Origin of the sequence: Vibrio sp. ZF57, assembly GCF_001691235.1 — a bacterium.
Lineage (GTDB): Bacteria > Pseudomonadota > Gammaproteobacteria > Enterobacterales > Vibrionaceae > Vibrio > Vibrio crassostreae_C.
In genome coordinates this window covers 108,327-122,903 of the sequence record NZ_MAKD01000019.1, presented here as the reverse complement: position 1 = coordinate 122,903, position 14,577 = coordinate 108,327, and the positions used below count along the sequence as shown (strand labels likewise).

10 protein-coding genes are annotated in these 14,577 nt (G+C 45.3%); 6 read left to right on the top strand and 4 right to left on the bottom strand.

Going from position 1 to position 14,577, the window contains the following annotated elements:
* Positions 1 to 27: 27 nt before the first annotated feature.
* Positions 28 to 930, bottom strand: coding sequence for a DMT family transporter (locus tag A6D97_RS02785; protein ID WP_065583794.1), 903 nt, complete (start codon positions 928 to 930; stop codon positions 28 to 30).
* Positions 931 to 1,180: 250 nt separating this feature from the next.
* On the opposite strand from A6D97_RS02785, the gene A6D97_RS02780 reads away from it, so the two are divergent.
* From A6D97_RS02780 to A6D97_RS02755, 6 genes are all read left to right on the top strand, one after another.
* Positions 1,181 to 1,576, top strand: coding sequence for a DUF3302 domain-containing protein (locus A6D97_RS02780; RefSeq protein ID WP_065583793.1), 396 nt, complete (start codon positions 1,181 to 1,183; stop codon positions 1,574 to 1,576).
* Positions 1,576 to 2,706: an HlyD family secretion protein gene (locus A6D97_RS02775; protein ID WP_050650987.1), complete on the top strand. Its 1,131-nt coding sequence runs from the start codon at positions 1,576 to 1,578 to the stop codon at positions 2,704 to 2,706. The genes A6D97_RS02780 and A6D97_RS02775 overlap by 1 nt, the downstream gene beginning before the upstream one ends.
* Before the next feature lie 302 nt (positions 2,707 to 3,008).
* Positions 3,009 to 3,557 carry an ECF-type riboflavin transporter substrate-binding protein gene (locus A6D97_RS02770; protein ID WP_065583792.1) on the top strand — a complete coding sequence of 183 codons (549 nt, stop codon included), beginning with the start codon at positions 3,009 to 3,011 and terminating at the stop codon, positions 3,555 to 3,557.
* A 6-nt stretch (positions 3,558 to 3,563) separates the two neighbouring features.
* Positions 3,564 to 5,258 carry an ABC transporter ATP-binding protein gene (locus A6D97_RS02765; RefSeq protein WP_017064242.1) on the top strand — a complete coding sequence of 565 codons (1,695 nt, stop codon included), beginning with the start codon at positions 3,564 to 3,566 and terminating at the stop codon, positions 5,256 to 5,258.
* Positions 5,255 to 6,094, top strand: coding sequence for an energy-coupling factor transporter transmembrane component T (locus tag A6D97_RS02760; RefSeq protein ID WP_017064241.1), 840 nt, complete (start codon positions 5,255 to 5,257; stop codon positions 6,092 to 6,094). Before A6D97_RS02765 ends, A6D97_RS02760 begins: the two co-directional genes overlap by 4 nt.
* A 223-nt stretch (positions 6,095 to 6,317) precedes the next feature.
* The gene (locus tag A6D97_RS02755) at positions 6,318 to 6,782 is read left to right on the top strand and encodes a hypothetical protein (protein WP_065583791.1); all 465 of its coding nucleotides are present in this window, start codon (positions 6,318 to 6,320) and stop codon (positions 6,780 to 6,782) included.
* A gap of 93 nt (positions 6,783 to 6,875) precedes the next feature.
* Here A6D97_RS02755 and glgB read toward each other — a convergent pair whose 3' ends face one another.
* From glgB to A6D97_RS02740, 3 genes are all read right to left on the bottom strand, one after another.
* A complete protein-coding gene (gene glgB / locus A6D97_RS02750) occupies positions 6,876 to 9,056 on the bottom strand; it encodes a 1,4-alpha-glucan branching protein GlgB (RefSeq protein ID WP_065583790.1) in 2,181 nt (726 codons plus the stop codon).
* A 174-nt stretch (positions 9,057 to 9,230) separates the two neighbouring features.
* Complete coding sequence (gene malQ / locus A6D97_RS02745; RefSeq protein WP_017067441.1) at positions 9,231 to 11,411, bottom strand: 4-alpha-glucanotransferase; 2,181 nt, start codon at positions 11,409 to 11,411, stop codon at positions 9,231 to 9,233.
* Positions 11,412 to 11,596: 185 nt separating this feature from the next.
* Positions 11,597 to 14,050, bottom strand: a complete 2,454-nt coding sequence (locus A6D97_RS02740; protein WP_065583789.1) for a glycogen/starch/alpha-glucan phosphorylase — start codon at positions 14,048 to 14,050, stop codon at positions 11,597 to 11,599.
* Positions 14,051 to 14,577 lie beyond the last annotated feature (527 nt).

The window sequence follows — 14,577 nt, the reverse complement described above, 5'->3', positions numbered from 1 at the left end:
TGTCACTCTGTAGCTAAGGCCAACAGCTTATTGAAAAAAGAACAGAGAAATACCAGCAAGGGCGGCAAGCGTCCCGATGATACTTTGTTTTGACACTTTCTCCCCTTTCAGCGCATAGATCACCAGAATAAAGACCGGGCTGGTCGCTATCAACGTTTGTGCAATCGCAGGGTTAGCATTTTTCAACGCCACTTGTTGAAGCCATAAAGCGAGAAACGTTCCGACAAAGATTGCCCCTAATAACCACAGTTTATCGAACCTAGTCATTTCCCATAGGTCTCTTTTTATCGATGAATACGGCTTCTTTTCAACAAAAGGGATAATCAGCATCACAGCAAACACGCCAATCGTCAGGCGAATCAGCGCACCTAACAATGGTGGAATATCACCCGCCACTAGCGCGTAGTGAGAGATAACCACACCAGATGCCTGACAGACACTCGCCACAAGCCCATAACCAATGCCACCCCACTGCTCTTGGTCATTCGATTTACCGCTCACCGATTTTGATGGTTGGAAGACAACGAAGGTCACCGCCAATGTTGTAATCACGACACCGAGCCAGCTTTGCACTGTCAATACAGCGCCAAGGAATATTAATGCCAACACACCAGAGAGAGGCGGGGCTAAAGACTCCAGTAACAACGTCTTATTAGCACCGATTCTTTTCAACGCTGCAAAATAGGCGCTATCTCCAATCGCAATGCCAATCACACCTGAAATTGCCAATATCAGAAAATGGTTGGTACTCAGTTCAAACTCCGGCATCGGTATAAGAGGCATCACCAGCAACATCATCCCTGACGCCACTACACCCTTAACAATGTTCAATTGCATCGCAGAGAAGCGATGTCCAAATTGCCCATAGATCCATGTCGCACATGCCCACACAATTGCAGCGCCAATGGCCGCCAATTCACCTATATACATCCGTATTTGTCCCTTGTGGTTATGCCCGTCATTCAGAATCTTAACTGTCATCATTTCAGCTTAAATACCAACCAGAAAGTCGAAATAGCCTCTTCAAACGCGATGAGAATTTATAAGATTCATCAATGCTTTTATTCGCATTAGAAGCGACAACACATTATTTTCAACTCGGTAAATCATTTTTATAACAATTGCTTAGATGATAGCGTAGTATATTTATAACTAATATCTAACATTACAAGGATCTGTTATGTTTTTAGACTACTTTGCACTCGGTCTACTGATTTTCGTAGCATTGGTTATCTTTTACGGCATCATCGTTATTCACGATATTCCCTATGAAATAGCTAAAGAACGCAACCACCCTCATCAAGATGCTATTCATGTCTCAGGCTGGGTTAGCCTATTCACCTTACACGCTATTTGGCCATTCCTTTGGATCTGGGCAACGCTGTGGCGTAAAGATCGTGGTTGGGGCTTCGCTAAATTAGAAGAAGAGCAACACGATATTCATCATCGCGTCGATATTCTCATCGAGCAAGTGAGTACCCTTCAGGAAGAAATCGCCCAGCTCAAGCAAGCTGGTGCTGGGCAAAACAGTTCAGAGAAAGAGACCAACAACGTTCAAGATCAGGAGGCTAAGTAATGGATTTACTGCTGATAATGACCTACGCGGCACTTTGTATCACCATCTTCAAAGTATTTAATATCCCGCTCAATAAATGGACCGTGCCTACCGCCGTTCTTGGTGGTGTCGTCATCATAGGTACTTTGATCCTACTGATGAACTACAACCACCCTTTCACGCAAATTGGTAATCAAGTTTACTCAACAACGCCAGTCGTTTCAGGCGTTAGGGGTAAAGTTATCGAAGTGCCAGTAGAGGCAAACAAACCTCTGAAGGAAGGGGATATTCTTTTCAAAATCGACCCAGTTCCATTCGAAGCTGAAGTTGCAAGATTAGAAGCTAAAGTAAAGGAAGCAAGCCAAGGTGCGCTTGGAATGGAATCTGAAGTGGCTGAAGCTGAGGCTGCAAAAATCAAAGCCATCGCAGAGAGAGATAAAGCCCAACGTGAATTCTCTCGTTACAAGCGCGGTTATGACAGCGGAGCCTTCACTGAGCAACAATTAGATACTCGCAGACAAGCTTACAAGGCATCAGAAGCCGCCGTGAAAGTGGCAGATGCTAATCTAGAACAGGCAAAAATCGCCTTAGACTCTGAAATTGGTGGCGAGAATACAGCCGTTTTAAGCTTACTGGCTGAATTGCGTAAAGCTCAGTTTGATTTAGAGCAAACCGTGGTTCGAGCTCCCACTGACGGATACGTTACGCAGCTAGCATTGCGCCCAGGCGTTATGGCAGTGCCGCTTCCTTTAGCTCCGGTAATGACGTTTGTTCACACAGAAGAACAATTCTATACCGCTGCGTTCAGACAAAACTCCTTACAACGCCTGCAACCGGGTTACGAAGCTGAGTTCTTGTTTAGAGCATTGCCAGGGAAGATATTCAAAGGACGTATTGATGAAGTGATTCCAGCTATTGGTGAGAGCCAATTCCAAGCTAGAGGCGCGCTTCTAGGTACTGATGCGTTGCGTACCAGTGGTCGTGTGTTTGTTAAATTGAGCATCACTGATGATCTGTCTGACTACCATTTACCTATGGGTACCGCGGTTGAAGTTGCCGTTTATTCTGACAGCTTCACTCACGTGTCTATCATGCGTAAGGTCCTTATTCGCATGAAGAGTTGGCAAAACTATCTATACCTAGACCACTAAACGGGCGTAGATATGTGACGAACCCGCTTAACACATTGTTAAGACGAATGAAAAAGCCAGACCCGCTCTGGCTTTTTTGTTGCTTGATTAACCGTAAAATTGCGCTTTTTACACGATATTTAGGTGTTCAGATGGAATTTTAGACATCTAGACACTTACCTTCCCTTATGGAAGGGTTCTACTGTATAATGCGCGCCTTATTTTTTATATTTGCCCAAAAAACGTTCTCATTGAGACGCATATTAATAATGGCGAATATTCGTTCTTTATTAAGCTTTATCTTTCAGTATTCGAGGTTATCTATGAACTTTTCAGCTAAAACAGTGGTCGTTATTGCCATTGGCGCGGCACTGTACGGCATTGGTGGTTTACCTATGTTTGGTGTCCCAGTGTTTGCGAACACGACATTGAAACCAGCGATGGCAGTTCTAGCACTGTTTTCTGTTTTGTTCGGCCCAATTGTTGGCTTCTTAGTTGGCTTTATCGGTCACTGGGTTACGGATCTATTCGCAGGCTGGGGCGTGTGGTTAACTTGGGTTTTAGGCTCAGGTATCGTAGGTATGGTTATCGGCTTATTCCCAATGATGACTAAGAACCGCCTTCAACAAGGTGAACTGCCTATGAAGGACTTCGCGCTGTTTGTGGTACTTGCCCTTGCCGGTAATGTGGTTGGTTACGGCTGCTCTGCATTCCTAGATACCATCCTTTATGCAGAACCGTTTACTAAAGTCTTCACTCAGCTGTCTATCATCGCAGCGGGTAACACCGTTCTGATCGCTGTTGTGGGCTTACTGATCCTAAAATCAGTCGCTAAACGCAACAAACAAAGCCGCAACCTGACTGAGGCATAAGCGATAATGACTATAGCATTTTCGAACTTCTCTTTTAGATATGAGTCGCTGGATAAACCGACGCTAAAAAATATCAATCTAAGGATAGAGAAAGGAGAGAAAATCGTCATTATTGGACCAAGTGGTAGTGGTAAATCTACCCTAGGTCAATGCCTTAACGGTCTGATTCCTCATGCTATCAAAGGTGAGGTGACTGGCTCTCTAGAGATCAACGGTAAGAACATTTCTGATTTTTCTATGCACGACTATACCGAGCAGGTTGGCACAGTATTACAAGATACTGATAGCCAATTTGTCGGTTTGAGTATTGGCGAAGACATCGCATTCGCACTGGAAAATCAGTTAGTGTCGAACATTGATATGTACCCTCTGGTTAAGTCGACAGCAAAAATGGTCGACTTAGCAGATATGCTTGATCGCTCGCCACATGATTTATCCGGCGGCCAGAAACAACGCGTGTCATTAGCGGGCATCTTAGTTGATGACGTTGACATCCTGTTGTTTGATGAACCTTTGGCTAGCCTTGACCCGAAAACGGGTAAAGCGACTATCGAAATCATCGACCAACTTCATAAAGAAACCAACAAGACTATAGTCATCATCGAGCATCGCCTTGAAGATGTACTACATCGCGATATCGATCGAGTGATCTTGATGGAGCGCGGTGAAATTGTCGCGGACATGACACCCGATGAAATCTTAGCTTCTGAACTGCTTGAAACACACGGTATTCGTGAACCACTTTATTTATCTGCTCTGAAGGCAGCGAAAGCACCTTTGACCAGTGAAGATAAGCTATCAAACCTCAAAGCTCTCGATTACAAAAGATTCCGCCCTGCGGTTCAGGCTTGGTTTGCAGAGCGCCCGACTCCAGTTGCCGAGAAGCAGTACCAACCTTTGCTTGAGGTCCACGGCCTGACTTACTCTTACGATGGTGAAAAGAACGCTCTCGAAGATGTCAGCTTTAAGATTGGTAAGGGTGAGTTCGTTTCAATCTTAGGCAAAAACGGTTCAGGCAAATCTACCATCACTAAACTCATCATGGGTGTGATCGATGCCGATTCAGGCTCTTCCTATCTAAATGGTGAAGACCTATCTGAGCTTTCTATCTTTGAAAGAAGCCAGAAAGTCGGTGTCGTGATGCAGAACCCAAATCATATGATCTCTCATCATATGATTTTTGATGAAGTTGCATTCGGTCTGCGTAATCGTGGGGTTGCAGAGCAGGAAATCAAAGAGAAGGTGGAAAACGTTCTTGAGCTGTGTGGCTTGAGCAAGTTCCGCCACTGGCCAATCGAAGCGCTAAGCTACGGTCAGAAAAAACGCGTAACGATCGCTTCGATCTTAGTATTGGAGCCAGAGCTTCTGATCTTGGATGAACCAACAGCGGGTCAAGATTACCGCAACTACACCTCAATGCTGGCGTTTATCCAAAAGCTTAACCGCGAGTTAGGTATCACCGTCGTGATCATTTCACACGACATGCACCTTGTTCTAGAGTACACCACACGCTCAATTGTCATTGCTGACAGCAAGCTGATTGCCAATGCCGCGATGACGGAAGTATTCAGTCAGCCATCGCTGTTAGAACGCGCAAATCTTTGTACCACCAGCATTTATGAACTCGCGACTATGATGAAAATCGACGACACCAACGCATTCATGCAGTACTTCATCGACTACGAGAGAAGCGCTCAATGAACGTATCAAAAGTAAAATTCGGCATCAATTACATTGATACAAAATCACCGCTTCATGCACTTAACGGCATCACCAAATTTGCGCTCTTCTTAGCTTGGGTAACCGTGGTCTTAACTACGTTCGACCTAAGATTGATTGCACTGCTTATTGTGACTGGTTTATACCTGCTAAAGCTGACCAATGTGCCTGTACGCGTATATAAGCCTCTGTTATTGGGTACGGCGAGTGTATTGAGCCTAAATGCTTTGTTCATGTATCTGCTGGCTCCACAGCAAGGTACTGAGCTCATCGGCAGCAAAACCTTATTGCTGACATTGCCGGGTAACTACTCGTTGAGCCAAGAGACTCTGTTTTACTTGGTTACTGTGACGCTCAAATACATGAGCATGTTCCCGATAGCGTTGATTTTTGTCTTCACAACGCATCCGACTGAGTTTGCAGCTAGCCTCAACCGTATCGGTGTTCCTTACAAGATCGCCTATGCGGTCAGCTTAACACTGCGTTACTTGCCAGAAGTTAAGAAAGACTTCATCAATATCATGCATGCTCAACAGGCTCGTGGTGTAGAGCTCTCAAAGAAAGCGCCTCTAATTACTCGAATCAAAAATGTGGCTAAGGTTCTAGGCCCGCTCATTTTCTCTAGCTTGGACCGAGCAGACGAGATCTCTAACGCAATGACGTTACGAGGTTTTGGCCGACACAAAGCTCGCACTTGGTATAGCTATGCACCTTTGAAACGTATCGACTTTGTTTGTTTAGGTGTCATCGCTTTTATCGTGGTGTTAGCCATTGCGAAACGCATTCTAGAGCCGCAGTTATTTTGGTATCCGTTCTAGTCATCTGAATTAGCATTGATAAACAAAGACTTTAAATAACACACCGCTCAATAGGGCGGTGTTTTTGTTTATGCCAAAATCTAATTGATAATTGAACCAATGACACAATACTGACTATATTTAACGATAAATTGACCAGTTATTTACCCTTGGAGTTTGAGATTTAATTCATAGGCTCTTAATATACTCGTTTACAGAATGTTACAATCAGTAGAGATTTGTAATGGCTCGAATTACTCAAGTACAAAAACTAGAAAATCAAAAAAACTACGATGAGATCGTACTAAACCTTTTTCTGGCTGAAGGACATGAAGCACTAACTTATGCAAGGATTGCTCAAGAGATTGGCATTAGTTTAACGACGCTTCAGGGCTATTATCCGTCGACCCGCGCTATTCGTTCAGTACTTCACGAACACATGCTATCGATCGTTATAGACGGTCTAGACTTTTCATCGGAAGCGCTTTTTATCCAATCTTGGCAAGCCGCTCTAGATAATGAGCAGTTTCGATACGTGATTAAATTGATGTTTTTCCATGCTTCGCAAATAAAGAACCCTGAGCAATTTAACCTCAGCTCGAACGGCGAATTTCGTGAAAAGATGTTGGACAGTTTAGGCAACGACTCAGTTCGAATCCTTGAAATGGTAGTCGGACGCTCAATGTTCTATCTCACCAACTTCAAGTAACGCTAACCAGCTTACTGAAATAGAAAAAGGGAACCCTAGGGTAGGGTTCCCTTTTTTAGACTTTCAGAAAAGTGAGCAGCGAAACTTATAGACCTAATTTAGCTTGTAAAAAACGGTCGATAACGGCGGCAAACGCAGCTCAATCGATGTGTCTAGCCCTTCGCTCTCTACAGATTCAATCTCAGCAGTCTGCTTCACTTCAAAACCGCTGCCTGCATAGTCGACAGAGTCTGTATTCAACAACAATGCGTATTCACCTTTTGCAGGAACACCTAAGCGGAAATGCTCGTGAGGCACTGGCGTAAAGTTAGACACTATCAATACTCGCTCACCAGATTCACTGATGCGCTCGTGCGCAAGAATGCTCGCTTCAGCAGAGTCCTGTAGACGCCATTCAAAGCCTTTCGGATCAAAATCAAGATCGTGCATTGCAGCTTCAGAGCGGTACAGATTGTTCAGGTCTTTCGTTAAACGCTGAACACCTTGATGACGCTCGTAATCCAGCAAAAACCATTGCAGCTGGTCGTCATGGTTCCATTCAGCCGTCTGACCAAATTCTGCACCCATGAAGTTCAGCTTCTTACCTGGTTGCGCATACATGTAACCCATATAAGCACGTAGGTTTGCCGTTTGCTGCCATTCATCACCAGGCATCTTGTTGTGGATAGAACCTTTACCGTAAACCACCTCATCGTGAGACAGAGACAATACATAATTCTCACTGTGTGCGTAAACCAGTGGGAAGGTAATCGTATCGTGGTGATATTTACGGTTGATTGGGTCTTCTTGAATGTAAGACAAGCTGTCGTGCATCCAACCCATGTTCCACTTAAAGCCAAAGCCTAAGCCGCCCATAAAAGTCGGTGCTGAAACACCAGGGAAAGCCGTTGATTCTTCAGCAATCGTCATCGCATTCGGAAAGTGTTTATACACTTCTTCGTTCATCCACTTAAGGGTTGCGATAGCGTCGTAGTTTTCGTTGCCGCCATCCGCATTCGGGATCCATTGGTCATGGCTACGCGAATAGTCGAGGTACAACATCGAAGCAACCGCATCAACACGGATGCCATCAATGTGGAATTGCTCGAACCAGTACAGTGCATTAGAAACTAAGAAACGACGAACATGCTCTTTGCCTAAATCGTAAATGTACGAGTTCCAATCTTGATGCCAACCACGACGTGGATCTGGATCATGGAATAATGGCGTACCATCGAAGTTTGCTAGGCCGTGATCATCACTTGGGAAGTGAGCAGGAACCCAGTCCAGAACAACGCCAAGACCCGCTTGGTGACATTGATCGACGAAGTATTTGAAATCATCTGGAGAGCCAAAACGGCTAGTCGGTGCAAATAGACCTACAGGCTGATAGCCCCAAGAACCGTAGAATGGATGTTCTGAAACTGGCATTAGTTCAACGTGCGTGTAGCCAAGATCCGTTAGATATGGGATCAGCTCTGCCGCAAGCTCGCGATAATTTAAGAATTCACCTTCAGCGTTACGCTTCCAAGAACCTGCATGCAATTCATAGAACGAAAGCGCTTCTTTGCGCTTTTGCGTTACCGGGCGATTTTGCCATTGAGTATCTTGCCACTGGTAACGAGCGTGATCGTAAGTTACAGATGAGAACGATGGGTATTGCTCAGAGTAGAAACCCCATGGGTCAGATTTGTGTGGTAAGCCTTCGCCATTTGGTCCTTTTAATTCAAACTTGTATTGAGCGCCTTCTTCCAGTTCAGGAATGAATAAGCCCCACATACCGTAATCTAGGCGTTGCATTGGGTGGCGGCGACCATCCCAAGCGTTGAAGTTACCCACCAAGCTTACCGCAGTTGCATGCGGTGCGTACACCAAGAAACGCGTACCTGAAATCGTCTGTCCATCACGCTCTAGCGTAATAAACTGAGCCCCCATGTGATGATACATATCTTTCGGTGTATGAAGATCTTCATAACTCGCGTACAGATCGTGGTACTGGTAAGGATCATCGATGATCTGTTCTACGCCAGCCCAATCAACCGCAAGCTTATAGTGAGTAAAACGTAAGTCTCTCTCTTGCTTAAGAATGAAACCACTTTCACCCTCTCGCGCTAACTCAATACGAGGTTCCTTTCCAACAATCAACTCGACTTTATCTGCCCCAGGAATCCACACACGTAATGCACCTTGCTCAGAAGGTAGGTATGGCCCTAAAAACGCGAATGGGTCTGTGAAACAAGCCTGTGATAGTTGGGTATATATTTGTTTTTGCTTTGAAATCGAACTTAGTTCCAAAACGTTTCTCCCTAACCAAACATCCAAAAAACATAATACAAAAATGCCCGCTATTAGTGCGGGCAATATAACGACGGTTTATTATACCAGATGAGCATTCATTATTGAGTGACCGAGGTTGTAGTTTCGTACGGCGTAAGCAAAAAACCACCTAATTTCAAGTCACTCACGTCATTACTTACCGGCTTTTTCTCGAACGTCAGTCAGCTTAGAAGCGATACGATTAACGCCTTCGTGAGCAAATATTTCGTCCAAGTTCATTGATAGTTTACGACGCCAGTTAGGGTATTCATCAACCGTGCCAGGAATGTTTACTGGCTTGTCCATCTCTAGCCAATCTTCTAGCTGAACGCTCAGTAGTGTTGAACCACCAGCCGCTACGTGCAGTTGAAGTGCCTCAGCAAGGTAAGAGTCCATCGGTACTTGGCTCGCATCGCGGCCCACACCTTCTGGTAGGAAACCATGCCATGCTACTGAATCTAAGATACCTTGCTTGCACTCTAGGCGGTCATCGAACAAGGTTTCTAATTGTTCTGCATCTGGGTATAAGCCAATCTCTTGGCCCATTTTCAGGTCATCACAGTGCCAGAAGCCACGAAGCGTTGGCATATCGTGAGTACACAGTGCCGCCATCGATTGTGATGCGTAGTGTTTTGGTGAGATGAAACCACCGTCATCTTCTGATGTTTCGAAGAAGAACACTTTGTAAGAGTGCACGCCAGCATCTGCAAGGATGTCGACAATCTCATCCGGTACCGTTCCTAAATCTTCACCGATAACGCTACATTGGTAACGGTGAGATTCAAGCGCCAGAATAGACAGCATATCTTGTACTGGGTAGTAGATGTACGCGCCCTTAGTTGCGTTCTCACCCTTTGGAATCCACCACAAGCGCAGTAGACCTAAAACGTGGTCGATACGCAGTGCACCACAGTGCTTCATGTTCGCACGAAGTAGCTTGATGTAAGCGTCGTAGCTTGTTTCTTGAAGCACTTCTGGGTTTAACGGAGGTAGACCCCAGTTCTGACCCAAAGGACCAAGAATATCAGGTGGAGCACCAATGCTCGCATCCATCACTAGGTTGCCTTCGTCAGCCCAAGTCTCGCTGCCTGAATCTGCAACACCTACCGCTAAGTCACGGTACAGGCCAACAGCCATGCCCTTCTCTTCTGCAAGAGACTGTGCATCGTTGATCTGGCAATCTGCTAGCCATTGCAGGTACATGTACAGATGAACGTTTTCTAAGTTCTCTTTGATGTATTTCTGTGTCGCTGGGCTGTCGAATGTACGGTACTTCTCAGGGAATACCGGCCATCCCCACATGCCAGAATCTTCTGCATGCAGTTCACCATGTAGAGCATCAAACGCCGCTTGATGCATCAGGCTATCGCCACCCTCTTCTACGAAGGCTAAGAACGCTTGTGCACGGTCGCTGTTTTTGTCTAGATGACGAGTCTTAAATTCTGCGAATAGCAGAGGCAAGATGCTCATCTTAAGCTCAGACACTTCGGTGTAGTTTACCCAGTGTGCTTCACGCGCTTTTTGTAGACGCTGTTGGAACTCTGCGCTGCCGACTGTTTGTTGTGCTTCTGCACTTAGTGCAAATTCAGGAACTGAACTCACATCAATGTATAAGATGTTCAACCAGCGACGAGAAGATGGGCTATATGGGCTCGCACCTTCAGGGTTCGCAGGGAACAATGAGTGAATTGGGTTTAGACCAACGAAGTCACCACCACGAGAAGCGATATCCGCAACAAGCTGTTTTAGGTCTCCGAAATCACCAATACCCCAGTTATGCTGAGTTCTTAGGGTATAAAGTTGAACACTGGGTCCCCAAAGCTTTTTGCCTTGCTCGATTGGTGACTGCTTGAAACACGCTTTTGGCGTAATAATCAGTGTCATCTCGTAAGGCTTCTTACGGCGCTTACGGCTCACAATGAGCTTGTGATAACCCCATGCCAAATCACTTGGCAATGCAAACACTAAAGGGCCACCCTCGGCACGCTCGTCACGAATGACTTGAGATTGAAGATAGCCTTCAAGTACCTCTCCTTGCTCGGTTTCTAAGCGCCAGCTGAACTCACTTTCACGAGCACTTACACCTAGATTAAGCGCCACTTCTACTGGCTCACCGTCACGCAAGACAAGAACTGGGTCTAGTACATCTTTTTTGTGTTTTCTTTCTGCTGACTTAAGCAGTGCATCATCGCTGCTTGTATCGTAGCCCAACGAAGCCAATAGAGACGTGATCGTCTCGTCTGATACTTGTGCTTCATCGCCCCACGCACTAACGTAACTGTCGGCAATGTTTGCCATTTCTGCGACTTGTTTTAATACGGTCTGTTCTTTCATCGCTCTCTCCGAAAACGTTCTGACGCTTTCTATTTTGTAGGGTTGTTAATTTAATTTTTACTAATCAATTAGCTTGTGACAATCGGTTTGTAAGCAGCTTGTTTATAAACGAAACCTTTAAGCCTTTCGTTTGCTCACAAGCTAATTGAGCCAAGGCAGAAACTGCCTTGGCTACTTTGGAAGTATTAACGGTTAACCGCTTCAAGTTTCCAGATGTTGTTCACGTAGTCGCGGATAGAGCGGTCTGATGTGAACTTACCAACCAATGCTGTGTTAAGAATTGCTTTCTTAGCCCAACCTGCTTGGTCTTTGTATTGCGTGCCCATGTCTTCGTGCGCTTTCACGTAAGATGCGAAGTCAGCAAGACATAGGTAAGGGTCACCACCGTCTAGCAGGCTATCAAACGTTGCACGTAGAAGGCCTGGTTGACCTGGAGTGAACTCATCGCCAGTCAGTAGGTCTAGAGATGCTTTCAGTAGTGGGTCTGCATTGTAGTAGTCGTATGGGTTGTAGCCTTGAGCTTTCAGAGCTTGAACACCATCAACGTCTAGGCCGAAGATGTAGATGTTTTCATCACCCACTTCTTCACGAATCTCAACGTTTGCACCATCCATCGTACCGATAGTTAGCGCGCCGTTTAGAGCCATCTTCATGTTGCCCGTACCAGATGCTTCTTTACCCGCTAGTGAGATTTGCTGAGAAACGTCTGCTGCAGGGATGATGATTTCAGCCATGCTTACACGGTAGTCAGGAATGAATACCACTTTCAGTTTGTTACCGATGCGAGGGTCATTGTTGATCTTCTCTGCAATCTTGTTAACCGCGAAGATGATCTCTTTCGCTAGGTGGTAACCCGGTGCTGCTTTCGCTGCGAAGAAACATACGCGTGGCTCACACTCGAAACCAGGTTCGTTAAGAATACGGTGGTACAGAGATAGAATGTGTAGCAAATCTAGGTGCTGACGCTTGTATTCGTGAAGACGTTTGATTTGAACGTCAAAGATAGCGTTAGTATCTAGCTCGATACCCATGTTCTCTTGAACCCAATCAGCAAGGCGCTGTTTGTTTTCTTTCTTAACAGCCATGAATTCTTTTTGGAATTTCGCGTCTGTTGCAAACTTAGCGATGCCTTCTAGCTGCTCAAGTTTTGCTGGCCACTCAGTGCCGATCTTGCCAGTAATTAGCGTAGATAGGCCTGGGTTACAGAACTTCAACCAACGACGTGGCGTGATGCCGTTCGTTACGTTAGTCAGTTTGCCTGGGAAGATTTCGTTGAACTCTGGGAACAAGTCTTTCTTAACCAGTTGAGAGTGAAGCGCAGCTACACCGTTTACTTTGTAAGAGCCAATCACACATAGGTTTGCCATACGAACCATGCGGTGGAAACCTTCTTGGATGATAGAAAGCTTCGCTTGCTTCTCACCGTCACCAGGCCACATCTTGCGAACTTCTTGCATGAAGCGGTGGTTGATTTCAAAAATGATTTCCATGTGACGTGGAAGAAGACGTTTGATCAGTGATTCAGACCAAGTCTCTAGTGCTTCTGGAAGTAGTGTGTGGTTCGTGTATGCGAACGTATGAGCACTGATTTCCCAAGCTTGGTCCCAAGTTAAACCTTTTTCATCGATCAGGATGCGCATCAATTCAGGGATAGCGATCGTTGGGTGCGTATCGTTCAGTTGAATCGTTTCTTGCTTAGGCAGATCTTCTAGAGAGAAACCTGCTGCTTCGTGACGACGTAGAATATCGCGAACAGACGCTGCTGAGTGGAAGTACTGCTGCATTAGACGCAGTGTCTTACCTTTCTCGTGGTTGTCGTTCGGGTAAAGTACTTTAGTGATGTTACCTGCATCGATTAGCGAGTGTTGTGCTTCAAAGTAGTCACCGTTGTTAAAGCTTGCTAGTGAGAATGGTGCGATTGCCTGACATTCCCAAAGGCGCAATGGGTAAACCGTGTTTGACTCGTAACCTACGATAGGTAGATCCCAAGGCATTGCTTTCACTTCCATACCCGGAACCCAAGTACGAACTTCTTTGCCGTCGATGTATTCAACTTCTACATGACCGTAAAAACCAATGTGTTGTGCTAGTTCTGGACGAGCCACTTCCCATGGGTAACCTTCAACACCACGCCATGCGTCAGGAGCTTCTTGTTGACGACCGTCTTGGAAAGACTGTTTGAATAGACCGTATTCGTAGTGAAGACCGTAGCCCACTGTTGGATATTCTTGAGCGGCACAAGAATCCATGAAACAAGCGGCTAGACGACCAAGACCACCATTACCTAGTGATGGGTCGCGTTCTTCTTCTAGAAGGTCAGTTAGGTTTTGACCTAGCTCTTCCATTGCATGAGTGATCTGTTCGTAAAGACCCATGCTGATCAGGTTGTTACCTGTTAGACGACCAATCAAAAACTCTAGTGATAGGTAGTTAACGCTCTTAGCGTTCTTAATTTTTTCATCATTTTCAGTTTCTAGCAGGTCAAAAGTCGTTAGCTCTGCAAGAGCACGACCCATTGCTAGATACCATGAACGGCTGTCTGCTGTTTCAACGGTTGTTGCGTAGGTTGCAGATAAATGTTTCTTAACACTCTCTTGGAATGACACTTTATCGAAAGTTTTTTGCTGAGTTGGTTTCATTTCAGAAATCTCGCTTTTAATAGTTCTAATTCATCTGTGACATATCGTGCATGGTCACCATAAACTAAACATCCTCCCGCTAATGCAACTGACTAGGAGTAGATGGGAGGGCGTAGGGGGCGTACCGACTTAGGGTTAGTGATCTGACTCTCATGTTCTGACTGAGAACAAAAACTTGGAGTGACTAAGATCACAAGCTCCCGTTCGATAACTTAACTTCAATTGATGTGACTTTTATTTAACCAGATTAAAGTCATTGTCAAATCTGATATTCAGATCACGAAAATAATTTCCAACTCTCATCTTTTGCATAGATTCCCGTGTAGGGATGAACGAAGTCACATTCACAAACCAACCCGCAACGTGAGCAAAGTCTCAAATAAAGGGCGTAGACACCCAAAAACATGCAGGAGTGCAAGGTTTCTGAGGAGGATCGTAGTCGGTAACGTTTGGCTTCACGTAATATGAGTAAAGACTTAAGTAATTAGGCTCATGTCATTGGAGTGCACTCAACGATAGATTGGGAT